The organism is Bacillus sp. FSL W8-1143, assembly GCF_037965155.1.
Lineage (GTDB): Bacteria > Bacillota > Bacilli > Bacillales > Bacillaceae > Bacillus > Bacillus pumilus.
Map to the genome: position 1 here is coordinate 2,198,105 of NZ_CP150182.1, position 23,026 is coordinate 2,221,130.

Genomic DNA, 23,026 nt, shown 5'->3' on the forward strand with positions numbered 1-23,026 from the left:
CAACCAATTTTTGACAATATTTTTCAAAATAAAAAAACGTCTCTTTGAAGAAACGTTTTTTTATGAAAATGAACTAGCTTGCTCTATGCTCTAAGCGCAGACGATCAGCCACCATTGCGATAAATTCAGAATTGGTTGGTTTTGCTTTAGACATGCTGACTGTATAACCAAAGAGTGAGGAAATGGAATCAATGTTTCCTCTGCTCCAAGCCACTTCAATCGCATGACGAATCGCTCGTTCTACTCTGCTCGCGGTCGTGTTAAATTTCTTCGCGATGTCTGGATACAACACTTTTGTGATGCTTCCGAGAAGCTCGATGTCATTGTACACCATCGAAATGGCTTCTCTTAAGTATAAGTAACCTTTAATATGAGCCGGGACGCCAATCTCATGAATAATCGTTGTAATGCTCGCATCTAAGTTTCTGCGTTTCGGTTCAGGTTTGTTTCGAAGGACACTGTTTTGGATAGATGAAGATCGATGGGTGACTTGTGTGCCGTTTCCACTGACTTGACGAATATGACCGACTAGGTTTTCCATATCAAATGGCTTTAAGATGAAATAAGATGCGCCTAGATCAACTGCTTTTTTCGTGACATCTTCTTGTCCAAACGCCGTTAGCATAATCACACTTGGCTGTTTGGTCATGTCATTGTTTTCACGGAGGCGTTCCAGTACAGCAAGACCGTCTAAATGAGGCATGATAATATCTAAGAGGAGAACGTCGGGCTCTTTATCTTTAAATAATGTTAGACATTCCTGACCATTATACGCCACGCCAAGTACTTCCATATCTTCCTGTCCCTCAATATACTCTGTCAAAAGGCCAACAAGCTCTCGATTGTCATCAGCTACACACACTTTAATTTTCTCCACGTTCTTTCCTCCCCAATGTCGATTCCTTTAGTCTTTTGCATTTCTCTTCTGAGTGTTCAATTCGACAAAAGCATGCTATCCCCTTTAAAAAACTTTAATTTTCCGAATAATAGAGCATTATCTAGCTTTTTCTACGTTTTTCTTAACGAATCGACGATTATTGCAATTTGACAACATACCATTTTCCATTTTGTCGAAAAATCTCTTTTTCCTTATTTTATAACATGATGGCAGAGAAAGAAAGGGAAGAAAAAAACTGCCGGAAGATTCGCGGCAGTTTGATGATCAGCTTGCTTTTTTGTTTTTTTGATAAAGATCGATGCCTGCTTCTGACAACATCCATTCAATGTGTACGCCGTAGCCACTTGTCGGGTCATTGACGAAAACGTGTGTGACTGCCCCGATGACTTTTCCGTTTTGGATGATAGGGCTTCCGCTCATACCTTGGACGATACCACCCGTTTTACTTAAAAGACGCTCATCTGTTACCTTCAATACCATCCCTTTTGTTGCCGGGAATTTCTGCGGAGTCGTGCTGACGATTTTAATATTAAACTTCTCCACTTTATCATGATCCACAACGGTTAAAATTTCTGCTGGACCTTCTTTTACTTCATTTGATAAAGCGACTGGAAGCGGTTTGTCTGATACATGATTTTCAAGCTTTTCGGTTAACGTACCAAAGATACCAAATGGGCTGTTGCGGGATATATCCCCTATCGTTTTTCGTTCGGAAGAGAATCTTGCCAATTTTTCTCCAGGATTGCCTCCTGTGCCTTTTTCAATCGATGTTACGGTTGATCTGACAATTTCACCATTGTCGACAACAATTGGTTTTTTTGTATCCATGTCAGAAATGACATGCCCTAGGGCACCATATTTTTTAGAAGATGGTTCAAAGAAGGTCATCGTGCCGATCCCTGCTGCGGAATCTCGAATGTAAAGACCAATTCGATAGGTGCCTTCACTTGCATCTTTTGCGGGTGTTAATGTTGTTTGAAAGGTTTTATGGTCTCTTTTTATGAGTAAACGAAGCGTTTCACCTGTTTTCCCTGCTTTTTGGATAAATGGGGTGAGGTCATTCATTTTCTCCATCTTTTGACCATTGATTTCAATGATCATATCCCCTGATTGAATGCCTGCGGCTTCGCCTGGTGATTTTTTGCCGTCTGCTGTTGTGATTTGATGAAAACCTACAACGAGAACTCCTACAGAGTGGAGCTTGACGCCAATGGATTGTCCTCCAGGAACGACTTTTAATTCAGGGAGAACGTCGACTTTTGTTTTCTTAATAGGAAATCCTTTAAAATCATAAACAATTTCGGCTTTTCCCGCCTTTTGTCCTGTTACTTCAAGCTGATTCTTTTTCTCTGAAAGACTAAAGGCTTGTGAAGAAGCATTGGCTGACGCTTCTATTGATGTGTCAATTGAGTGCTTCTGTTTTTCAAATACAGCAACATTTGTTGGAATGCTGATGTATTCCTTCACTATGCTCATAAACCCTGTACTTATTAAAGAAACAAGGAGAATTACACCAATGGCTTTTCTCATCTTTTCGGGCATTCATTTTTCACTCTCCTCGCTCCTTACCCACACCAGAACACTCATGTTTTGGCTACATCTTTACTTTTGCCTTCTTCGCTTTGATTTATAACCGGCAGCTATAGAAAATGATTGGATAAATTGATAAAAGAAAAAGACGATTTCGTGGGTATATACAGCAATTTTGACACAATATAAAAAAGGCAGCTGGTTTTTCAGCTACCCTGTTGTTTTGACATCATTTGCTTGATGCAGCAATTCTTTTGCGTGCTGTTTTGTCAGTTCAGTGACTTCCACACCCGCAATCATCCTACCAATTTCACTCACTTTTTCTTCATGACTTAATGGTTTGACGCTTGTCAGTGTTCTGCCTGCTTTAGAGCGTTTAGAAATGAAGAGGTGCGTGTCAGCCATTGCTGCTACTTGCGGGAGGTGCGTAATGCAGAGCACTTGTGAGCCAGCCGCCACTTTGTAAATTTTTTCGGCAATCGCCTGTGCAACTCTGCCGCTTACGCCCGTATCGACCTCATCGAAAATAATGGAAGTGACTTCTTGTTTGGCCGAGAAGATACTTTTCACGGCGAGCATAACACGTGAAATTTCTCCACCCGAGGCAACTTTTGATAAAGATTTCATCGGTTCGCCAGGATTAGTAGAAATCACAAATTGAGCTTGGTCGATTCCGTTTTTTCCAAGCTGGACGGGCTTTCCATCTAGCAGCGGATTATCCGTGCTGCTAAAAGGCGCATACCGAATGGAAAAGGATGTATCAAACGTCGACTTCTCCATATACAAATCCTTTAGTTCTGTTTGAATTTGCTTCGCTAGCTTTTTGGCCCATTTTTTACGAAGCTCCGAAACGTTAAGTGCTTCAAGCAAGGCGTCACGGCTCATTGCATCCAGTTTGTTTTTAAGCGTCTGCAGGTGACTGTCTCGATTTTGAATTTGATCGATTTCTTCTTCAATCTTCGCCGCATACTCCAAAATTTCCTCAACCGTTGTCCCGTACTTTCGTTTTAACTGCTTCATTTCATTCAGCCTAGACTCAATTAAATCAAGACGTGCTGGGTCGAACTCTAATTGATCCAGCATGCTTCGCATTTGGAACGTCGAATCCTCTAATAAATAGTAAGAGTTCGACACTTGTTCTGATAGCTTTTTCAGATCGTCGTTGATCTCAGAAACCTGCTCGAGCTCGCTCGATGACATGCCAACCCAATCAAGTCCCCCCTGCTCATTGCGCAAGGCATTATAGGCGTTTTGGAGTGAGGAAAAGATTTTTTCGTAGTTGCTGATCTGATGGCGCTCTTCTTGAAGCTTCTCATCTTCTCCCGGCTCTAATTGTGCCGCTTCAATCTCTTCTAGCTGAAATTGCAGTAAATCTAACCGGTGCACCATTTCCTGCTCATTCTCAGAGAGCTGTTTTAGCTTTTGGGCTGTCTTTGTATATTGCTCATATGCTTCTTGATATTGTGACAGAGCAGGTGCAATTTCTTCTGCTCCAAATTGATCGAGTAAATGCAGATGATTTTCATCCTCCATCAATAACTGGTTATCGTGCTGTCCATGTATATCGAGCAAAAGGCGTCCTACTTCGCGTAAAAGTGAGATTGTAACGAGCTTGCCATTGATGCGGCATATGCTTTTCCCGTTATTGTTCATATCACGGCGAAGAATCATCATTTCATCCGTTGCGTCAATTCCATGCTCTTCGCATAAAGCAAATACAGGGTGGTCAGCTGCTGGCACAAGAAAAAGCCCCTCCAGCTCAGCCTTTTTCTCACCATAACGAACAAATTCAGACGACCCTCTACCTCCCACAAGAAGTGAGACAGCATCAATCATGATGGATTTCCCTGCACCTGTTTCCCCTGTTAGGACTGTGAGTCCTTTTTCAAATGAAACTGTTAACTCTTCAATGATTGCATAGTTTTTAATGGTTAGTTCTGCTAACACTCATTTGACACCTCTTTTTGTAAACCTGATTCTTTATAGAAGCTCTAAAATTTTGCTTGAAACTGTTTCCGTATCATCTGGAGTGCGGCAAATGATCAAAATGGTGTCATCTCCGCAAATGGTTCCCATGATTTCTTCCCAATCTAAATTATCCATTAAAGCCCCAATCGCCTGTGCATTACCCGGCATGGTTTTGAGGACGATTAAATGACTGGCAGCATCCATTTTAATAAATGCATCCATTAAGGATCGCTTTAGTTTAGACAGCGGATTAAACCGCTGATCCGCTGGAAGGCTGTATTTATATGTTCCATTGTTCGTTGGCACTTTCACTAAATGCAATTCTTTAATATCTCTTGAAACGGTCGCTTGTGTAATGTTATATCCATCGGATTTTAAAATATCGACTAGTTCATCTTGTGTTTCAATCTCTTGGCTCGCGATGATTTCTCTAATCTTAATATGCCTTTGACCTTTATTCATTTTTGACCCCCCTAGGCGTTTGATCTCAGTTTGTCTTTACGTTCTATGTTATATGAACCACAGTTCAAAAAACAAGCGTTACGTGAGAAACGGCCAATTCTCATCTTTTGACCATGTAAAAAGGAATAATAGCGAGCTATTATTCCTTTTGTTTCAATCTCATGTGTCAGCCGGCTCAGGACTGTTTTTCTTTTCTTTCAATACAGAATGGGCTTCCTTGACGATCTTTTCAAGCTCTGAAACCTGAAGTGCCGCATTCTCTTCTTGATCGGGATGAAGCACTAAATGGAGAAGGAACTCAATATTCCCGTCTCCGCCAGTAATAGGCGAAAATGATACATCCTTCACATCATAGCCTTCTTTTGCAGCAAATTCATTCATCTCTTCGAGTACACCAAGGTGGACCGATGGATCTCGCACGATGCCTTTTTTCCCAACAAGCTCTCTGCCTGCTTCAAATTGAGGCTTGACGAGTGCAATACAGTCTCCGCCCAGGACAAGAATGTGCTTTAAAGCCGGAAGGATGAGTTTAAGTGAAATAAAAGAGACATCAATTGACGCTACTTCTGGCAATCCTTCAGTAAAATCTGCTGGGACGGAATGACGGAAATTGGTGCGCTCCATGACGATTACCCTGTCATCCTGCCTTAATTTCCACGCAAGCTGATTGTAGCCAACATCAACAGCATATGATTTGACTGCTCCATTTTGAAGCGCACAATCTGTAAATCCACCTGTTGATGAACCAATATCAATTAGCAATTTTCCTTCAACGGTTAAGTCGAATTCTTTTAGCGCTTTTTCCAGCTTTAATCCGCCGCGGCTCACATATTTCAGAGGGTTCCCTTTCACAGTGAGCGGTGTATCACGAGCGATTTTCTCTCCTGGTTTATCCAAACGGTTTTCATTTGAGTAAACGATCCCTGCCATAATGGCACGCTTTGCTTTCTCTCTCGTTTCCATTAGTCCTTGTTCGACTAATAAAACGTCAAGTCGTTCTTTCTTTGATGTCATGATCCAATTCCTTTTCTTGGTGCTGCGGGAAGCAGGTCACGTAAAGTGTCAGCAACCTGTGCTTTCGTCAAACCAATTTCTTCAAGCAGGGCATCAACACTTCCATGCTCAATAAATTCATCTGGAATGCCCATACGTTCTACTTTTATATGAGATGCTTTCTTATCGTGTATATATTCTAAGACGCTGCTGCCAAATCCGCCTTGGAGCACAGCTTCTTCAATCGTTAAAATTGGAATACCTTCAGAAAAAATGTCATTTAACATCGCTTCATCAAGAGGCTTAATAAAACGAGCATTGACAACACGAACCGATTTCCCTTCTTTTTGAAGTTCTTCTGCAGCTTGGAGCGCCATTTTAATTGTCGTACCAAATGTTAAAATCACAGCATCCTTCCCCGGACGAAGAACCTCCCAGGACCCAATCGGAATGGTTTTCAGCTGTTCATCCATTTTGACACCTAGCCCATTACCGCGCGGGAAGCGCATAGCAATAGGACCGTCATCATACTGAATGGCTGTATTGACCATGTGCTGTCCTTCATTTTCATCTTTTGGCATCATGAGCACCATATTCGGCATATGACGCATAAAGGCAATATCAAACACACCTTGATGGGTTTCTCCATCTGCACCGACAAGTCCCGCACGGTCAATGCCAATAAATACGTTAAGGTTCTGACGGCAAATATCGTGTAGCACTTGGTCATAGGCTCTTTGCAGGAACGTTGAATAAATCGCTAAAAATGGCTTCATGTCCTGCGTCGCAAGCCCAGCTGCCATTGTGGCTGCATGCTGCTCGGCAATTCCTACATCAAACATCCGCTCTGGAAATTCCTTCGCAAAGCCTTCAAGCTTTGAACCAACAGGCATCGCAGGCGTGATCGCAACAATCCGCTCATCTTCCCGCGCCAGCTTTCTGACCGTTTCACTAACGAGACCACTCCAAGACGGAGCTGCTGCTGCCGGTTTTACAAAATCACCTGTATCAATTTTGTATGGACCCGTACCGTGCCAAGTCCCGATTTTATCGGATTCTGCCGGCTGATAGCCTTTTCCTTTTTTCGTGATGACATGCAGAAGAACCGGACCTTTTGTTTTCTTTGCATATTCAAGATTTTCAAAAAGATCTTCATACGAATGTCCATCGACAGGACCTAAGTAGGTAAATCCCATTTCCTCAAAGAACATGCCAGATACAAGTAGATATTTGAGGCTGTCTTTGATACGCTCTGCTGTGGCAGCAAGCTTTCCACCTACAGCTGGAATGCGCTTGAATAAATATTCAAGCTCGTCCTTTACCCATTGGTATTTGCCAGCTGTACGTAATCTGCCAAGCATTGTGTGAATCGCACCGACGTTTGGTGCAATACTCATTTCATTGTCGTTTAATATGACAATCATATCTTTCTTTTCATCACCGATATGATTCAAAGCTTCTAGCGCCATACCTCCGGTTAGTGCACCGTCTCCGATAATCGGCAGGATATATTCATCTGTCCCTTTGATATCACGCGCTGCCGCCATACCCATCGCGCCAGATAACGAGGTTGAACTATGACCTGTCTCCCACACATCATGCTCGCTTTCATTTCGTTTAGGAAAACCGCAAAGCCCTTTATATTGACGAAGTGTATCAAACTCCGCCCCTCTTCCCGTTAACAGCTTATGAACGTACGACTGATGTCCAACATCCCAGAGGAATTTGTCTTTTGGGCTGTCAAATACTTTATGAAGCGCAACAGTCAGTTCAACGACTCCTAGGTTCGGACCGATATGCCCACCAGAGTTAGCTAAGGACTCAATTAAAAACATGCGAATGTCAGCGCTAAGCTCCTCTAATTCTGCATTTGACATTCCTTTTAGAAACGTTGGATTTTTTATTGATAAAAGATCCAATTAGGATCAACTCGCTTTCAACAAAATTTCTATATACATCTATAATGCCTCATTCCTTTGAAAACCAATAGGGAATAAGAGTTGTCTCATCATAATAAACTGTTTACAGTTTACCACAATTGCTCGAGGACCCTCAAATCTAGGCTGTTTTTAATGATCTCTTGAGGCAATTAGATCACATAAATCATGCAACAATTGCTGCTCTAATTGAAGATTTGAGACAATTTCTTTTGCACGTGAGATGTGCTCATGCAGCTTTTCTTTTGCTCCTGAAAGCGTTAATAAAGAAGGATATGTCGACTTTTCATTTGCTGTATCAGAGCCGACCCGTTTTCCGATTTTTTCTTCGCTTCCTTCGAGATCTAAAATATCATCACGGATTTGAAACGCAATGCCAATATGATAGCTAAATTCCCTTAGCTTTTCGATATCGTCATCTGATGCTCCTGCTAGCATTGCACCTGCTGCGACGCTGAACGTAAGGAGTTTTCCTGTTTTACGGGCGTGAATGGATTCTAGTTCAGCAAGCGATACTTGCTTTTGCTCTGCTTCCATGTCGTCAAATTGACCGCCAACCATTCCTAGAGCACCTGCTGACTTTACAAGCTCATCCACAATTCTGAGCTTTTTGTCAGCAGAGACGCTGCTAGACAGCTGAGATGTAATCAGGCGGAAGCTTTCTGTTAAAAGGGCATCACCTGCGAGAACCGCTGTTGCTTCTCCGTACACTTTATGATTCGTCGGTTTTCCTCTGCGAAGGTCATCGTCGTCCATGCAAGGAAGGTCGTCATGTATCAATGAATACGTATGAATCATCTCAACCGCACAGCCGACAGGTATACCGTCTTCTTCGTTTTTACCGTAGGCATTTAGAAGAGCAAGAACGAGAACAGGTCGAAGCCTTTTCCCGCCCGCTTTAAGAGAATAGAGCATAGAAGATTTCAGGTCTTCAGGAATCGTCAATTCCTGAACATATGTAAATAAATAATCTTCAATGGCCTGTTTTCGTGTTGTTAAAAATTCATTTAAATTACTTGTCACCAGCATCGGCCTCCTTCACTGAGAAGGGAGCTAGCTCACCGTCCTCTTTTAAAATGAAATCCATTTGCTTTTCAACATGCTGTAATTTTTCATGACAAAGCTTCGAAAGGGTCATCCCTTCTTGGAAATAATGAATGGCCTGCTCAAGTGGTACATCTCCTTCTTCGAGCTTTCCCACAATCTCCTCAAGACCTTTCATAGCCTCTTCAAATGTCATTTGTTCTTCTTTTTGTTTATTGGATTCTGTCATGTTGATTGCCCCTCCTTCTCAATAACCTCACAAATCAGACGTCCATCCTTCATCGTGATGGTCAGCTGATCCTGCGTCTCTACTTGGTTCACACTTTTTATTAGTTCATCTTCTTTATAGGCTAAGCTATAGCCTCTTTCCATCACTTGAAGTGGATTTAATGCATTTAGTTTACCAAGAACCGATTGGAACTGCGAATGAATTGTTTTCATTTGCACATTCATACTGCGAATGAGCTGTTCTGTTTCATTGGCGTGGCGTTTTTTCGCTTGAAGCAGCTGCTCTTTAGGGTGAAGCGGCTTCAGCCTGTATGTCTGGCGGTCTAGCTGACTGCGTTTTAGCTCAATTTGCCTCGATAGCTGTTTTTGAAAACGATCAAATACCAAATCGAATTGCTGCTCTTTTTGCTCCTGTAATCGTTTTGGAAAACGGAAGGCATAAGAGGATTGCAGCGCCACAAGACGATCCTTCGCTTGTGAGGTTCGATTCTTTACCGCTCTTGTTAGCCGTATATCGATTGATTTGATTCGTTCAATTAAATCGGTCGTGCTTGGAACAGCAAGTTCGGCTGCTCCTGTTGGTGTGGGTGCTCTCATATCTGCAGTGAAATCACTGATCGTAAAGTCTGTTTCGTGTCCAACTGCAGATATGATTGGAATGTCTGATGCGAAGATGGCTCTTGCGACAGCTTCTTCATTAAAAGCCCAAAGCTCTTCAATCGAACCGCCTCCTCTTCCGACAATCAAGACATCACAGAGCTGTTTTTCATTCGCTTCCTTAATCCGCTCTACGATGGAACGGGTCGCATGCTCACCTTGAACGAGCGCCGGAAGCACAATGATTTTCGCCTGCTGATAGCGCCGATTAATGGTCGTAATGACATCTCGAACAGCCGCTCCTGTTGGAGACGTAATGACACCAACAACCTCTGGATATTCAGGGATTGGCTTTTTATAGCGCGCATCAAATAAGCCTTCACTTGCTAGCTTTTTCTTCAGCTCTTCATAAGCGAGATGAAGAGCACCAACACCATCAGGCTGCATTTCTTTTGCATATAATTGATAGTTGCCGCTTGGTTCATAGACTTGAATTCCGCCGCGTACAAACACCTTCATTCCACTCTTAGGTGAAAAAGGCAGCTTCGCCGCAGAGCGCTGAAACATGACAGCTTGCATGCGTGCGTTTTCGTCTTTTAAGGTGAAGTACACATGTCCTCTTGAATGAATCTTGACATTGGATAGCTCACCTTTGATCCAAATATCTTCTAAATGCGGATCAACATCAAATTTTCTTTTTATGTATTTTGTAAGGGCTGTGACCGTCACAAAGGCTTTTTCACTCATGACGTATTCCTCCTCTTCAAAAACGCACATTCATCCACCAGCAGCATGCAGGTGGATGAATGGATAAAGCTTATGCTAATGTACGTTTTGCTGATTTAACCGTATTATGTGCAAGCATCGTAATCGTCATTGGACCGACTCCGCCAGGGACTGGTGTGATATAAGAAGCTTTTTCTTTTGCCTCTTCAAAATCAACATCTCCAACAAGCTTTCCATTATCCAAACGATTGACTCCTACATCGATCACAATAGCGCCTTCTTTAATTTGGTCAGCTTTAATAAAGTTTGCTCGACCGACGGCAACAACTAAAATATCCGCTTTCAACGTATGTTCTGAAATATTCGCTGTTCTTGAATGGCAATAAGTAACCGTTGCGTTTTCGTTTAACAGTAATTGTCCTACTGGTTTACCGACAATATTGCTACGTCCGACAACAACGACTTCTTTTCCAGAAAGACTGACGCCCGTTTTATTTAGTAATTCAACAATGCCTGCTGGTGTGCATGGAAGGAATGTGTCTTCCCCAAGGAGCATTTTCCCGATATTCAATGGATGGAAACCATCAACATCTTTTTCAGGTGAAATACGTTCAATCACGGCTTTTTCAGAAATATGTTTTGGCAGTGGAAGCTGAACAAGAATCCCGTGGAATTGATCGTTCGCATTGTACTGATCAATCAGCTGAAGCAATGCTTCTTCTGTTAAAGAAGCATCTAAATGATCTAGCTGGAAATGCATCCCCATTGCTTCTGCTGCTTTTTTCTTCCCGCGTACGTAAGAAAGTGAAGCCGGATCATCACCGATTAGAATAACGGCAAGACCAGGTGTGACACCTTTTTGTTTTAGCTCTTCTACTTCTTTTGCTAATTGCTCACGCTTTTCTTTTGCTGTTTCTTTCCCATCGATGATTGTTGCTGTCATGTCGAATCCTCCTATTGCTGCTTTAGGTCGTTTTTAATGTTTGAAAGTACTCCATTTACAAATTTCGATGCTTTATCGTCACCGAATAATTTGGCCAGTTCAATCGCTTCATTCATTGAGACACTAACCGGGATATCTTCTTGATACACCATCTCGTACACAGACAGCCTTAAAATGGCTCTGTCTACGTTTGCAATACGATCGAGTTTCCAATTCACTAGATGCTGTGAAATCATGTCATCGAGCTTGTCCTTTTGTTCAAGCACACCGAAAACCAGCTCCTCGAAAAAAGGATCTGATTCTTGTTCATCCAGCGCATGTGTAATGGCCTCTTTCGGATCAATATTGCTCACATCAATTTGAAATAATGTTTGTAGCGCCTTTTCTCTTGCAGTTCTTCTTTTCATTATTTACTCCTTTAACCACTTTATCCGCTTGTCGTTAAGCCATACAGAGATCATAACATATTTTGACCGTGGTCGCACCAAGATCCATGCGAGCTGTGACGAAAAACGAATCAATCAACGTGTGAGATCTTTATTATTCGGAAATGACCCAAAAATGGGCTTTAAAAAACCAAAGAGGCAATGCCTCCTTGGTTTCACTTGAACTCTTTTTTTACATTTCTTGATCTACTTCAGCCTCAGATGCTTTAGTATCAAATTGAATACCAACGACATGAATATTGATTTCATTAATCGTTAAAGCAGTCATGTTCAAAAGAGTTTGACGGATATTTTCTTGTACAGCAGTGGATACCTTTGGAATGGATAGGCCAAATTCAACCACACAATATACATCGATTGTGATGCCTTCATCAGAGACATCTACTTTCACACCTTTACGGTGATTTTTCTTACCAAAGCGTTCTGCTACATCAGCAGCGAAATTGCCGCGCATTTCGGCAATGCCTTCGACTTCTGAAGCGGCGATCCCAGCAATGACCTCAATCACTTCTGGTGCAATTTGCACTTTTCCCAATTGATCTTCATCAAGGTTCATTTCAAGCAAATTGTTTTCTGACACGATCATTCACCTCCGAAAGCTGTGATTATTTCATGATTTGGTATGTTTCTAAAAACTTCGTATTAAAATTACCACTCACAAATGTTTCATGCTCAAGCAATCTTAGATGGAATGGGATCGTTGTGTAGACTCCTTCAATGACGAATTCTTGAAGCGAGCGTTTCATTCTCGCAATCGCTTCTTCTCTCGTCTTACCATAAGTGATCACCTTTGCAATCATACTATCGTAATATGGCGGAATCACATAGCCCGGATAAGCGGCAGAATCAACACGTACTCCTAGACCGCCTGGCGGAAGATACATTTTAATTTCACCAGCTGAAGGCATGAAGTTTTTCTCTGGGTTCTCTGCATTAATACGGCATTCGATTGCCCATCCTTCATATACGACATCCTCTTGTGAAAGAGAAAGCTTCTCACCTGATGCGACTTTAATTTGTTCTTTGATCAAGTCAACACCTGTGACCATTTCTGTTACAGGATGCTCTACTTGAATACGGGTATTCATTTCCATGAAGTAGAACTTCTCTTCATTATAATCATAAATGAATTCGACTGTTCCAGCACCAGTGTATTCAACAGCTTCTGCAGCTTTTACGGCTGCTTCACCCATTTGCTCACGGATGTCTGCATTCAGCGCTGGTGATGGCGTTTCTTCAAGAAGCTTTTGCATTCTTCTTTGAATCGAGCAATCACGCTCTCCTAAATGAATGGTATTGCCATGCTGATCTGCAAGCACTTGGATTTCCACGTGTCTAAAGTCTTCAATGAACTTTTCTAAATAGACGCCAGGGTTACCAAAGTTTTGCGCTGCTTCCTGCTGCGTGATGGTGACACCGTTAATAAGCTCTTCTTCGGTACGAGCCACACGGATTCCTTTACCACCGCCGCCGGCAGTTGCTTTTATAATCACAGGATACCCAATACTTGCTGCTGTTGAAACAGCATCATCAAGATCTTTTACAATTCCTTGGGAACCAGGAACAATCGGAACGCCAGCATCTTTCATTGTTTCCCTTGCGACATCTTTCGTTCCCATTTTGGAAATCGCTGACGCAGTTGGCCCAACAAAGATGACATTGCATTCCTCGCAAAGCTCTGCGAAGTCTGCATTTTCAGCAAGGAAGCCGTATCCTGGATGGATGGCATCTGTCCCTGTTAATTTGGCTACACTAACAATATTCGTGACATTTAAATAACTATCTTTTGAAGCAGTCGGTCCGATGCAATATGCTTCATCAGCCATTTGAACATGAAGCGCATCGCGATCCGCTTCAGAAAATACCGCAACTGTTTCAATTCCAAGCTCTTTACAAGCGCGGATAATTCTAACTGCGATTTCTCCTCTGTTTGCAATTAATAGCTTTTTAATCATGATCGTACTCCTTACTCTGCTTTCACTAGAAAGAGGGGTTGTCCGAATTCTACAAGCTGACCGTTCTCAGCTAATACTTCGACGATTTCACCTTTTACTTCTGCTTCGATTTCATTAAACAGTTTCATCGCTTCTACGATGCACACAACTGTGTTTTCCTTCACCTTAGAACCTGATGTCACATATGGATCTGCTTCTGGTGAAGATGAAGCATAAAATGTGCCAACCATTGGGGATGTGATTTTATGCAGATTTTCAGACGCAGCTGCCTCTTGTGCAGGGGCTTCGGTCTGAGCTGGAGCTTGTGCTTTAGGAGCTTGTTGAGCTGGAGCTGCTTGGACAGGAGCCACTGGTGCCGCTACTTGCTGAACGACTTCTTTATTTTTCTTCAGTTTGATTTTTGCACCTTCGTTTTCGTACGTAAATTCATCAATTGTTGATTCGTCAATTAATTTAATCAGTTCATGAATTTCTTCAATTTTTAACATGGATTTGCACCCCTATGTATGGATTTATCTTTTTCTTTATAGGCTAGTACTAAAAGTACATACTATAACCATCTTACAGGAGGATTTCATTGAATTCAACTACTATTGTGGCGAAGCGCTTTGCGAGAGCACCTTGGAGAGGGCGCCAAACCGCATCAAAAAACGCCCTTTACGGCAAAGGGCGCCTGTTCATTTTTTATTCATTGGAGGGCTCAAAAGTGACCGCTACGTTATCAAGACCTCTCATTTCTTTTGTGACCATATCAATAATATCGGCCGCTTGGGACTTTGATTTTTTGTCAGAACGAACCGTGATGCTCACTTTATCTCCCTCTGCACTCACTAGCGCATCTTTATAACCTTTTGTTTTAATTAAGGTTTCGAGCTGACGCTCCGTTCCTTCTGCCTCACTAAGCGCTGTCATTTGGTCATACGCTTCGCTTTTTTCTTGTGCTGTTGCATCATCACTGGATACGATTTCGTTGAACTCTTCACGCTGTTTGCTTCGTTTATCTTCAAGCTCTAATCTGTATGTTGTAAAAAGCTCATCGTCTGTTTGCTCTGACACAGCCTTTCCTTCTTCACCACTTGTTTCGATATCCTCTTGTTTACCATTTGTTTCTTTGTCAGTGGACTTCTCATCAGCGCCTTTTTCCGTTCCTTTGTCCATCCCTTTTTCTGGTTCAGTCTTTTTCTCTTCCGTTCCTTTTGATTTCATCTCTTCTACTGTCACTGCATTTTCACCTTGTGGAGACATGATATAGTACACACTTAAGACGACAACTAAACTTAGCATCGTTAATAGCCAAACCGTTTGTTTTTTTAACATCATTCCGAATCCTCCTTGATTTTTTTAGGGGCAACAGCCACTCTATGGCTCGGTACATCAAGCACTCGTGTAACCGCTTCAATGATGGTTTTCTTTATTTGAACGTTGTCTACTCCTTGAGCAACAACGAGAACACCTCGAATATCTGGTTTTTTCGTTTGCACCACGACTGGCGTTTCTTCATTGCCATTTTTGATGATGACGATTTCTTCTTCTTTTGTTTGATCGGTGACACTTCGCACGCCGCCTTCTTTATCTGTTTCTTCGGTCGTTGTGCTTTTATTGGATTTGTTTTTTTCAAACACTTTTAAAGAAGTGGCGTCTACATTGACCACAATCGATACATCCTCAACGCCAATAATGGTCTCTAAAATTTCTTTCAGCTGATTTTCGTATTCTTGCTCCACATCTTCAATCGAATTTTTTGATTTACTTGACGATGCCGGCTTGAATACCTCCTGCTCTTGTGAGGTTGTTTTTTTAGAAGTAGGAACAGCAGCTTGTTCTTTGCTTGATGACGGTGACAAGATCTGACTGACTAACATGAAAGATACGCCGATGATGAATACAAGCAGCAAGTAATGGTGCTTCGTTAATTTTGGTTTCCCTTCACCTTTTTCAGGCGGCTGCAAGAATGATTTCAGCTTTTGTTTCCAGTCCTTGTTATTCATGATCTGCTGCGTCACCTCCCTCAATGTTCAGCGCAATGTGCTCAGGACTCGTATTCCAAACATCAGCAAGCGTCTCTTTCACCCTCTTGATCTCTTTGCTAGAAGATCCAGCGCTTTCCTCCTTTTGCCTGGAGAGATCAATGTCCACCTTTGCCACCGTTTCTACAGCATCACCTGTGAGCGGGGAAAGAACTGCTTTGATGCGAAATTGATCCGCCTCCATATTCTGATCCAGGTGCTCTTCATCTGCCAACACTTCTACGTGTTTCATTTCGTAGCTCTCCTTCTCCAGTGGCTCCTTTGCGCTTTTTTCTAGTTGGACAGCCATTTGCTTTAAAATATATGCACGCTGAGAGGCTTGTATTTCTTTTTTTTCTAAATTCATCTGATTTTTTATTTCTTCTGACTGTGCTTCTTCCTTTCCCTTCATCAATTCTGAGAAAATTTGGTCAGGGTCTGCCCGAAATAAAGCAAAAATCGGATTGAGCATCACCACAATCAACAGGAGGCTGACGACCATTTTGGCATATCTTTGCATGCTTGAATTGGGAAGCAGAAGATCAATGACAATCGCAAATAAGATAAAGAGAATAATACTTGTGATCCATTCCGTGAGAAAACTCAAAAGGTGTCCCCTCCTTACTTCATCATCATGGTCAGGTTGCCAGCAGTGATAATGACGGTAATGCTTAAAAAGAACATGAGCGACACGACAGCAAGTGCAGCAAAGATATAAAGCACACTTTTTGAAATGACATCAAGGCAGCTGATAATCGGTCCGCCTCCTAATGGCTGAAGAATGGCTGCGGCAAGCTTATATATAAGGGCTAGCGAGAGCACTTTGATCGCAGGGAAAGCGGCAATTGAAATGAGAATAGCAACGCCAACAAGTCCGACCGTATTTTTAAGTAATACAGAGGCACTGATGACGGTATCCGTCGCATCTGTAAACATTCTGCCAAGGACGGGGATGAAATTTCCGGTAATAAATTTGGCTGTACGAAGTGCGATACCATCCGTAACCGCAGCAGATGCACCTTGCACAGAAATGACGCCAAGAAAGACAGTTAAAAAAACGGCTAACCCGCCTATCGCCACATTTCTTAACAGCTGGGCAAGCTGGGTAACCTTGTATTGTTCAGTCAGCGTACTGACAATGCTCAATATCGCTGATAAAAAAATAAGCGGAAGAACGACATATTGAATAAAAACGCCGCTCGTATTCATTAAAAATAAAATAACAGGATGAAAGAATCCGGCTGAGACAAGCCCGCCTGATGAAGCAATCAGTGCTAATAACAGAGGAATAAGAGCAAGAATAAAACTGGTCATCGTTTGAATCGCTTCTGTTGCATAAGAAATCGCCACATGAAAGCTGTTGAGTGCAATAATGATCAGCACCATATAAACTAGTGCGTATGCGACTTTACTGACAGTGCTTTGTTCAAATGCATTCTGCAAAAGCTGTAAAAGCGAACAAAAGATGGTGAGTAAAATCAGTGTACCAAGGAGCTTTCCGTTTGCGATGACCTCGTGAAAAAGATAATGAACAAAGGCTTTCAGCCATGTCTGGGGAGACAGCTCTTTATCGCCATCAATCATTTCCTTCACTGTTCCTTTTTGGCTTTCTGGCAGAAAGCCGCCATACTCGTCCAATATGGTTTCCCAAAAGTCACTAATGGAATGAAGCTCAAGTGCATCAGCCTGTCCAGTCGCCACTTCTTCTGCTGCTGGTGCTTCATTTGATAACGGCTCTTTTTCTTCTGCACCTGCGTGCGGAGCGAACAGCCAGAAGAAAAGCATCAGTCCCATAACAGCTGTCACCCGTTTCATTGTCATCACCTCTTTTCAATTAAGTCATGGACGGGATCATACCTAAGATGGTCTCAATGATGACTGTTAAAATGGGGACTGCCATGACCAAGATGAGAATTTTGCCGCCAAGCTCTATTTTTGATGCAATGGCGCCTTGTCCAGCATCTTTTGTCAGCTGGGCGCCGAATTCCGCAATATAGGCAATGCCGATAATTTTTAAAATGGTTTCAACATACTTCATATTGACGCCGGCACTTGCCGCAATTTTTTCTATCATCGAGATAATGGCATAGATTTGATCTATTAAATAAAGAAAGATCACACACCCTGTAAATACAACAAGCATAAAGGCGAAGGTTGGCTTTTGTTCTTTGACGATTAATGCTAAAAAAGTAGCGATTAAACCAAGTCCAACAATTTGTATGATGTCGATTTGTAAGCCCTCCCCTATCCTTGAAATAGAAATACGGCTTTAATCTTTTTAAACAAATCATCTACAATGGTTGCCACCATAAACAAAATGTAGATAAACCCAAGCAGCGTGACCCACTGAGCGTACTCCTTTTTCCCCATTTGATCTAAAATCGTATGGAGGAATGCCACAACGATGCCTACTCCCGCAATTTGAAAAATGACGTTTACATCAACGCCCATGCTCTCGACTCCCTTCCTCTCACATCAATAAAAGAATCAGTAGTAATCCGCTTAAAAATCCGAGGCTTCTGACCATTTTTTCATTTTTGGCTTGGGCGATTTCAGCTTCCTTCTCCTCCGATTCCAAATGACCTAAAGCAAGCTTGATATATTTTTGCTGAGACGTGACATCATGCTGGCCAAGTGTTTCTCCAAAGTGCTTCAGTGCCTCATATTCGCCTTTTTTTAAGACGGTTTTTTTCCAAACATCCTCAAGACTCTCATTCCATGCATGCCGTGCGGAAAAGGTTCCGACTTTCAGCTTTTCTGCAAATTGTTCAAATAACCGATTCACAGGAGGACCTACTTGCGACGCAATTTGCTCTGCTGCACGCGCTAGCGGTGTTTGACCATACATAATTTCAGCTTCAAGAGACTGGAGCGCAAACCGGAGCTGCCGAATTTGTTTCGGCCGGTCGCTATATCGTTTGGCAAACTCGAACCCTCCCCAAGTCGTAGCCGCGACAATCAAGATAGCGCCAATGAGCTTTAACATACGTCCACTCCCCGCCTCCATTTCATCTCTTGTGCGCCTTGGTCATATATCCGCCCGATCGTGCCGGGACCGTCCTTGCGATTTAATTCAACATAACGTTCAAACACTCGAAGCTCCCATAACGGCTTCAATGATGGACGTTTATACACATTTTCAAGTGAATAGCCATGAACGGAAACGATAATGGTGACCCCAGCATGAATCGCTTCTAAAAGTGCCTGCACATCCTCGCTTTTTCCGATTTCATCGACGATCATGACCTCTGGACTCATAGACCGAATCATCATCATCAAGCCCTCAGCCTTTGGACATGCATCGAGCACGTCAACCCGGTGTCCAAACTGGTGCTGCGGCACCCCTCTTATACACCCAGCGATTTCTGAACGCTCGTCTATAATGCCTGTTTTTTTAGGAGGAATTGCTTTTGTGCCTGTACTAGCCAGTCTTGCTATATCCCGCAACAATGTCGTTTTCCCTGTTTGCGGTGGACCGATGATCAGTGTATTGCACCAGTGCTCGTCATATAAATAGGGAAGAAAGGGAAGCGCAATCCCGACTTTTTCTTTTGCGATGCGGATATTAAATGAAGAGATATCTCTTAATCCTTTGACAATGCCGTTTTCAACGATTACCTTTCCTGCAAGTCCCACCCGGTGTCCGCCTGAAATGGTGATGTAGCCTTGCTTTAGCTCTTCTTCAAGTGTGTACATACTATAATTGCTCAACCTGCCTAATAGCTGAGACGCATCTTCTCCTGTTGTGTGATAAGAAAGAAAGCGCGGTTTTCCTCTTTGCATTAATTCAATAGGACGATCCGTGCGAATGCGGATTTCTTCTATTTGATCCCATTCTGCTTCTTTTAGCAGTCTAAGTTCTTGTCCAATCGAGTGCGGGAGAATATCCAACAAACTCCGCAACGAATTCCCCTCCTTTTTTTCTTCTCTAAAATGTATGATGGGAGACGTTAATTATGCCAAGCCGTTTTACTTATAGATCCCAACAAGAATAAATACGACACCAATGAAAATAAAGACGAGCTTGGCATAGGATAACTGCCCTGCGATTTGATAGATTCCAATCGTCATCGTGATAATAAAAATGAGCGGCCCAATGATCGCCAATATACTATTGATGACAACCGCTTTTCGAACGTCATTTGTGACTAAAATGAGGATGGCGGCCGTCAGTTCAATCGCTGCCGATAAAAACCTCATGCCTGCCATCGCAGCGACTGATGGATGTAGACCTGGGAGAAATTGTTTCATATAGAACCTCCAGCTTTTTTTACACTATATGCTTGTCTAGCTGGAAGTAGTCTTGTTTTTCAGGAAGGAAAAGAGATGAATGAGAGAATTGAGAGAAGGCCTGCCTTTTGGGGAGTCTTACATGTTTTACAATAAAAAAAGACTGTAAACACGAGGTTTACAGTCTTTCTTCGTTCATTACGCTCTTGACACGTATGAACCGTCTGATGTATTAATGACTAGTTTATCTCCTTGGTTCACAAAGAAAGGAACGTTGACGATTAAACCAGTTTCTGTTTTTGCAGGTTTTGATCCGCCTGATGTTGTGTCGCCTTTAATACCAGGCTCTGTTTCTACTACTTCTAGTTCTACCGTGTTTGGAAGTTCTACTCCAAGTGTTTCAGCACCGTACATCACAATATGAACCGACATATTTTCTAGCAAATATTTCAGCTCATCTTTAATTTGTGTTTCACTTAGTTCAAGCTGCTCATAAGAACTTGTATCCATGAAGACATGCTGGTCGCCATTTGCATACAAGTATTGCATTGTTTTTGTTTCGATTTGAGCTTTCGCTACTTTTTCGCCTGCACGGAATGTTTTTTCTTGAATAGCACCAGTACGCAGGTTACGCAGTTTCGAACGAACAAACGCTGCGCCTTTCCCCGGCTTTACGTGTTGGAAATCCACTACACGCCAAATACCGCCGTCCACTTCAATTGTCAGGCCTGTACGAAAATCGTTTACTGAAATCATTTTGTCATCCTCCTACATTTCACCATCATAATATGATAAGTTCTTTCGGTGAGTGGGTCAATCGTTTATTGCCGTCAGCTGTCAGGACAATATCATCCTCAATTCTCACGCCGCCGACATCCGGTAAGTAAATTCCCGGCTCAACTGTCACGACCATTCCTTTTTCTAAGACGACCTCTGATCGTGAGGAAAGGCCTGGCGCTTCATGCACTTCCATCCCTAGCCCGTGGCCAGTTGAATGCCCGAAGTATTGACCATAGCCATACTTTTCAATGATGTCACGTGTGATGCGATCAGCTTCTTTTCCTGTTAAGCCAGGCTTGATTCTATCCACACCAGCGTTTTCTGCTTCTAATACGATATGATAAATTTCCTTTAGCTTATCGCTCGGTGTGCCAACAGCGATCGTTCTTGTCATATCAGAGCAATATCCTTTATAGTAAGCACCGAAATCGAGTGTGACTAAATCACCAGATTCAATCACCTTTTCACTCGCTCTTCCGTGCGGCAGGCTTGAACGAACACCTGAGGCGACAATCATATCGAATGAAGATCCTTCAGCGCCTTCTTTTCTCATGAAAAATTCAAGCTCGTTCATGACAGCAATTTCCGTCAAGCCCGGCTTGATGTAAGTGAGAATATGATCAAAGGCGTGATCTGCAATCTTCGCAGCTTCCTCTAATATCTTAATCTCTTCACTAGACTTAATCAAGCGCAACTTTTCAACTGATTCTGAGACCGGAACAAGCTCAATATCACCTGCTTTACCTGCATACTGCTGGTAAGTGGCAAATGTCATATGGTTTTGTTCAAACCCAAGGCGTTTGATCCCAAATTCCTTTGCCGTTTGAGCTGCGGTTTCTACGATGTTTCCTTTATGTTCAATAATGTCGAAGCCTTTTACTTGGTCCTTCGCTTGCTCTGTATAACGGAAATCCGTGATAAAAGCTGCCCGGTCCTTTGAAACAACGGCGAGACCGGCTGAGCCAGTAAAGCTGGTCATGTACTGTAAATTAAAGCTGCTCGTAATGACTAGACCATCGATCTCTAATTCAGATAAAAGTGTTCTTAACTTTTCAAGTTTCATGATACTGCTCCCCCTTCACTCACTAAATAACGAATCGCCAATTTATACCCTTCTAAACCAAGACCAACGATTTGCCCTTGGCATACTGGAGCAAGTACAGAATGATGGCGGAATTCCTCTCTCTTATGAACGTTTGAGATATGTACTTCAACGACGGATAAAGAAATACTTGCAATGGCATCTCTCAGGGCATAGCTGTAGTGTGTAAAAGCCCCCGGGTTAAACACGACTCCATCGTACTGGTCTTCTGCTTCGTGGAGCGCATCAATCAAATCTCCTTCGTGATTTGATTGAAAGAACGTTAACTGGATATTGGCTCTTTCTGCAAACTGGAACAAATCTGTCTCTAAATCTGTCAGCGTCTTACTTCCGTAAACAGCCGGCTCTCTTTTGCCAAGCCTATTTAAATTGGGCCCATTCAGTACAAGAAAATGAGGCATACAACCACTCCTTCACCCTAATTCAATCTATATCGAGATCTGTTTCTTTTTCCTTAGAAACCTTTCGTTTCCAAAAATATTTTATCATATGAATAGGTGATTTACACTTTATTCTGTCTTTTTCCCGAGTGCCCTCGCAAGCTTTTGACTCGTTAATTCATTATATTCAAACGAAATACTGTATCCGACAAACATACCGTATAAAATATATAGGCAAAATGTCGTGACGATGGTGCTTTGCTGCAAATCCTGGACTTGCTTTACATCTGGGAAAATGGGATTAAATACGTAAAAAACGAGCAGCCATAAAAGCGCGCCATATATCAGCCCCATCCAATAGCCTTTGATCCGTTTCAAAAGCCCATAATAAATAAAGGCTGCTCCGATCGATAAAACCCCTAAAAGTACAATACTGATAAAAGTACCAAGTCCGCCCTTTTTCCACTCTCCGAGCACAAAAGGCTGAAGGAGCATATTGGGACTCACCTCTGAGAAATGAAACATATGGGTCAGAAACCCGATAAAGCCCCAAAAAACACCGCCAACAAAGCCTGTCGCAGCTGCTCTTGCCAACAGCGATGACGTTTGTACAGCCTGATTTTTTTCTTCTTGGTTTTTCCTTTCATCACGTTTCATTTGTGAACACCTCCAGCAAGTAGTATGTCCAAAATGTCATAAAAAAAAGGATTTCCATCCGTGAGTGTAAAATTTTTATAACAGGGTATACTGGCTAAAAAGAGGTAGATAGAATTCTAGTAGATAATCGACCTGTGCGCTAGT

The 23,026-nt window shown here is 42.4% G+C and carries 27 protein-coding genes; all 27 read right to left on the reverse strand.

The window, feature by feature from the left end; all coding sequences use genetic code 11:
* Positions 1-73: 73 nt before the first annotated feature.
* The 27 genes from spo0A to NSQ36_RS11145 all read right to left on the reverse strand — a co-directional run bounded on the left by spo0A (position 74) and on the right by NSQ36_RS11145 (position 22,882).
* Entirely contained in the window at positions 74-877 is an 804-nt protein-coding gene (gene spo0A / locus NSQ36_RS11015; protein WP_003215740.1) for a sporulation transcription factor Spo0A, read from the reverse strand.
* 285 nt (positions 878-1,162) lie between these two features.
* Complete coding sequence (gene spoIVB, locus NSQ36_RS11020) at positions 1,163-2,440, reverse strand: SpoIVB peptidase (protein WP_106033130.1); 1,278 nt, start codon at positions 2,438-2,440, stop codon at positions 1,163-1,165.
* 198 nt (positions 2,441-2,638) lie between these two features.
* Positions 2,639-4,375 (reverse strand): DNA repair protein RecN, encoded by a 1,737-nt coding sequence (gene recN / locus NSQ36_RS11025; protein ID WP_251190329.1) that lies wholly within the window; start codon positions 4,373-4,375, stop codon positions 2,639-2,641.
* Between the two features lie 33 nt (positions 4,376-4,408).
* Positions 4,409-4,858, reverse strand: a complete 450-nt coding sequence (argR, locus tag NSQ36_RS11030) for a transcriptional regulator ArgR (RefSeq protein ID WP_003215836.1) — start codon at positions 4,856-4,858, stop codon at positions 4,409-4,411.
* 159 nt (positions 4,859-5,017) lie between these two features.
* Positions 5,018-5,872 carry a TlyA family RNA methyltransferase gene (locus NSQ36_RS11035; protein WP_251190328.1) on the reverse strand — a complete coding sequence of 285 codons (855 nt, stop codon included), beginning with the start codon at positions 5,870-5,872 and terminating at the stop codon, positions 5,018-5,020.
* A complete protein-coding gene (gene dxs / locus NSQ36_RS11040; RefSeq protein ID WP_106029158.1) occupies positions 5,869-7,770 on the reverse strand; it encodes a 1-deoxy-D-xylulose-5-phosphate synthase in 1,902 nt (633 codons plus the stop codon). Before dxs ends, NSQ36_RS11035 begins: the two co-directional genes overlap by 4 nt.
* 150 nt (positions 7,771-7,920) lie before the next feature.
* Complete coding sequence (locus NSQ36_RS11045; protein WP_106067132.1) at positions 7,921-8,811, reverse strand: polyprenyl synthetase family protein; 891 nt, start codon at positions 8,809-8,811, stop codon at positions 7,921-7,923.
* A complete protein-coding gene (locus NSQ36_RS11050; RefSeq protein WP_003215880.1) occupies positions 8,801-9,061 on the reverse strand; it encodes an exodeoxyribonuclease VII small subunit in 261 nt (86 codons plus the stop codon). The genes NSQ36_RS11045 and NSQ36_RS11050 overlap by 11 nt, the downstream gene beginning before the upstream one ends.
* Positions 9,058-10,404, reverse strand: a complete 1,347-nt coding sequence (xseA, locus tag NSQ36_RS11055; RefSeq protein ID WP_003215822.1) for an exodeoxyribonuclease VII large subunit — start codon at positions 10,402-10,404, stop codon at positions 9,058-9,060. Before xseA ends, NSQ36_RS11050 begins: the two co-directional genes overlap by 4 nt.
* A gap of 70 nt (positions 10,405-10,474) precedes the next feature.
* Positions 10,475-11,326 (reverse strand): bifunctional methylenetetrahydrofolate dehydrogenase/methenyltetrahydrofolate cyclohydrolase FolD, encoded by an 852-nt coding sequence (gene folD / locus NSQ36_RS11060; RefSeq protein ID WP_003215670.1) that lies wholly within the window; start codon positions 11,324-11,326, stop codon positions 10,475-10,477.
* Between the two features lie 11 nt (positions 11,327-11,337).
* On the reverse strand, positions 11,338-11,733 hold the full coding sequence (gene nusB, locus NSQ36_RS11065; RefSeq protein ID WP_003216031.1) for a transcription antitermination factor NusB: 396 nt from the start codon (positions 11,731-11,733) through the stop codon (positions 11,338-11,340).
* 211 nt (positions 11,734-11,944) lie between these two features.
* Positions 11,945-12,352, reverse strand: coding sequence for an Asp23/Gls24 family envelope stress response protein (locus tag NSQ36_RS11070; protein WP_034620383.1), 408 nt, complete (start codon positions 12,350-12,352; stop codon positions 11,945-11,947).
* Positions 12,353-12,377: 25 nt separating this feature from the next.
* Positions 12,378-13,727: an acetyl-CoA carboxylase biotin carboxylase subunit gene (accC, locus tag NSQ36_RS11075; protein ID WP_050943775.1), complete on the reverse strand. Its 1,350-nt coding sequence runs from the start codon at positions 13,725-13,727 to the stop codon at positions 12,378-12,380.
* 11 nt (positions 13,728-13,738) lie between these two features.
* A complete protein-coding gene (gene accB, locus NSQ36_RS11080) occupies positions 13,739-14,215 on the reverse strand; it encodes an acetyl-CoA carboxylase biotin carboxyl carrier protein (RefSeq protein WP_003215926.1) in 477 nt (158 codons plus the stop codon).
* Positions 14,216-14,411: 196 nt separating this feature from the next.
* A complete protein-coding gene (locus NSQ36_RS11085; protein WP_003216063.1) occupies positions 14,412-15,044 on the reverse strand; it encodes a SpoIIIAH-like family protein in 633 nt (210 codons plus the stop codon).
* Complete coding sequence (spoIIIAG, locus tag NSQ36_RS11090; RefSeq protein ID WP_212045924.1) at positions 15,044-15,715, reverse strand: stage III sporulation protein AG; 672 nt, start codon at positions 15,713-15,715, stop codon at positions 15,044-15,046. Before spoIIIAG ends, NSQ36_RS11085 begins: the two co-directional genes overlap by 1 nt.
* Positions 15,708-16,340 carry a stage III sporulation protein AF gene (spoIIIAF, locus tag NSQ36_RS11095; RefSeq protein WP_003215732.1) on the reverse strand — a complete coding sequence of 211 codons (633 nt, stop codon included), beginning with the start codon at positions 16,338-16,340 and terminating at the stop codon, positions 15,708-15,710. The genes spoIIIAG and spoIIIAF overlap by 8 nt, the downstream gene beginning before the upstream one ends.
* A gap of 14 nt (positions 16,341-16,354) precedes the next feature.
* Entirely contained in the window at positions 16,355-17,548 is a 1,194-nt protein-coding gene (spoIIIAE, locus tag NSQ36_RS11100; protein WP_003215689.1) for a stage III sporulation protein AE, read from the reverse strand.
* Positions 17,549-17,567: 19 nt separating this feature from the next.
* Positions 17,568-17,981 carry a stage III sporulation protein AD gene (gene spoIIIAD / locus NSQ36_RS11105; RefSeq protein ID WP_095117840.1) on the reverse strand — a complete coding sequence of 138 codons (414 nt, stop codon included), beginning with the start codon at positions 17,979-17,981 and terminating at the stop codon, positions 17,568-17,570.
* Positions 17,978-18,184 (reverse strand): stage III sporulation protein AC, encoded by a 207-nt coding sequence (spoIIIAC, locus tag NSQ36_RS11110; RefSeq protein WP_003153142.1) that lies wholly within the window; start codon positions 18,182-18,184, stop codon positions 17,978-17,980. Before spoIIIAC ends, spoIIIAD begins: the two co-directional genes overlap by 4 nt.
* A 19-nt stretch (positions 18,185-18,203) precedes the next feature.
* The gene (gene spoIIIAB / locus NSQ36_RS11115; RefSeq protein WP_034661265.1) at positions 18,204-18,719 is read right to left on the reverse strand and encodes a stage III sporulation protein SpoIIIAB; all 516 of its coding nucleotides are present in this window, start codon (positions 18,717-18,719) and stop codon (positions 18,204-18,206) included.
* Positions 18,713-19,636, reverse strand: a complete 924-nt coding sequence (gene spoIIIAA, locus NSQ36_RS11120) for a stage III sporulation protein AA (RefSeq protein ID WP_226803662.1) — start codon at positions 19,634-19,636, stop codon at positions 18,713-18,715. The genes spoIIIAB and spoIIIAA overlap by 7 nt, the downstream gene beginning before the upstream one ends.
* Before the next feature lie 66 nt (positions 19,637-19,702).
* On the reverse strand, positions 19,703-19,984 hold the full coding sequence (locus NSQ36_RS11125; protein WP_050943774.1) for a YqhV family protein: 282 nt from the start codon (positions 19,982-19,984) through the stop codon (positions 19,703-19,705).
* 177 nt (positions 19,985-20,161) lie between these two features.
* A complete protein-coding gene (gene efp, locus NSQ36_RS11130; RefSeq protein ID WP_003215497.1) occupies positions 20,162-20,719 on the reverse strand; it encodes an elongation factor P in 558 nt (185 codons plus the stop codon).
* Between the two features lie 25 nt (positions 20,720-20,744).
* Positions 20,745-21,809, reverse strand: a complete 1,065-nt coding sequence (locus NSQ36_RS11135; protein ID WP_170966016.1) for a Xaa-Pro peptidase family protein — start codon at positions 21,807-21,809, stop codon at positions 20,745-20,747.
* Positions 21,803-22,246, reverse strand: a complete 444-nt coding sequence (gene aroQ / locus NSQ36_RS11140) for a type II 3-dehydroquinate dehydratase (protein ID WP_003215787.1) — start codon at positions 22,244-22,246, stop codon at positions 21,803-21,805. Before aroQ ends, NSQ36_RS11135 begins: the two co-directional genes overlap by 7 nt.
* A gap of 108 nt (positions 22,247-22,354) precedes the next feature.
* Complete coding sequence (locus NSQ36_RS11145; protein ID WP_137054985.1) at positions 22,355-22,882, reverse strand: YqhR family membrane protein; 528 nt, start codon at positions 22,880-22,882, stop codon at positions 22,355-22,357.
* Positions 22,883-23,026 lie beyond the last annotated feature (144 nt).

What these genes read in the sequence shown, in the direction of transcription:
- spoIVB (WP_106033130.1), bottom strand. Translation starts at nt 2,440, where the DNA reads ATGCCCGAAAAGATGAGAAAAGCCATTGGTGTAATTCTCCTTGTTTCT.
- argR (WP_003215836.1), bottom strand. Translation starts at nt 4,858, where the DNA reads ATGAATAAAGGTCAAAGGCATATTAAGATTAGAGAAATCATCGCGAGC.
- NSQ36_RS11035 (WP_251190328.1), bottom strand. Translation starts at nt 5,872, where the DNA reads ATGACATCAAAGAAAGAACGACTTGACGTTTTATTAGTCGAACAAGGA.
- NSQ36_RS11050 (WP_003215880.1), bottom strand. Translation starts at nt 9,061, where the DNA reads ATGACAGAATCCAATAAACAAAAAGAAGAACAAATGACATTTGAAGAG.
- xseA (WP_003215822.1), bottom strand. Translation starts at nt 10,404, where the DNA reads ATGAGTGAAAAAGCCTTTGTGACGGTCACAGCCCTTACAAAATACATA.
- folD (WP_003215670.1), bottom strand. Translation starts at nt 11,326, where the DNA reads ATGACAGCAACAATCATCGATGGGAAAGAAACAGCAAAAGAAAAGCGT.
- nusB (WP_003216031.1), bottom strand. Translation starts at nt 11,733, where the DNA reads ATGAAAAGAAGAACTGCAAGAGAAAAGGCGCTACAAACATTATTTCAA.
- accC (WP_050943775.1), bottom strand. Translation starts at nt 13,727, where the DNA reads ATGATTAAAAAGCTATTAATTGCAAACAGAGGAGAAATCGCAGTTAGA.
- accB (WP_003215926.1), bottom strand. Translation starts at nt 14,215, where the DNA reads ATGTTAAAAATTGAAGAAATTCATGAACTGATTAAATTAATTGACGAA.
- NSQ36_RS11085 (WP_003216063.1), bottom strand. Translation starts at nt 15,044, where the DNA reads ATGTTAAAAAAACAAACGGTTTGGCTATTAACGATGCTAAGTTTAGTT.
- spoIIIAG (WP_212045924.1), bottom strand. Translation starts at nt 15,715, where the DNA reads ATGAATAACAAGGACTGGAAACAAAAGCTGAAATCATTCTTGCAGCCG.
- spoIIIAE (WP_003215689.1), bottom strand. Translation starts at nt 17,548, where the DNA reads ATGAAACGGGTGACAGCTGTTATGGGACTGATGCTTTTCTTCTGGCTG.
- spoIIIAC (WP_003153142.1), bottom strand. Translation starts at nt 18,184, where the DNA reads ATGGGCGTTGATGTAAACGTCATTTTTCAAATTGCGGGAGTAGGCATC.
- spoIIIAB (WP_034661265.1), bottom strand. Translation starts at nt 18,719, where the DNA reads ATGTTAAAGCTCATTGGCGCTATCTTGATTGTCGCGGCTACGACTTGG.
- NSQ36_RS11125 (WP_050943774.1), bottom strand. Translation starts at nt 19,984, where the DNA reads ATGAAACAATTTCTCCCAGGTCTACATCCATCAGTCGCTGCGATGGCA.
- efp (WP_003215497.1), bottom strand. Translation starts at nt 20,719, where the DNA reads ATGATTTCAGTAAACGATTTTCGTACAGGCCTGACAATTGAAGTGGAC.
- aroQ (WP_003215787.1), bottom strand. Translation starts at nt 22,246, where the DNA reads ATGCCTCATTTTCTTGTACTGAATGGGCCCAATTTAAATAGGCTTGGC.
- NSQ36_RS11145 (WP_137054985.1), bottom strand. Translation starts at nt 22,882, where the DNA reads ATGAAACGTGATGAAAGGAAAAACCAAGAAGAAAAAAATCAGGCTGTA.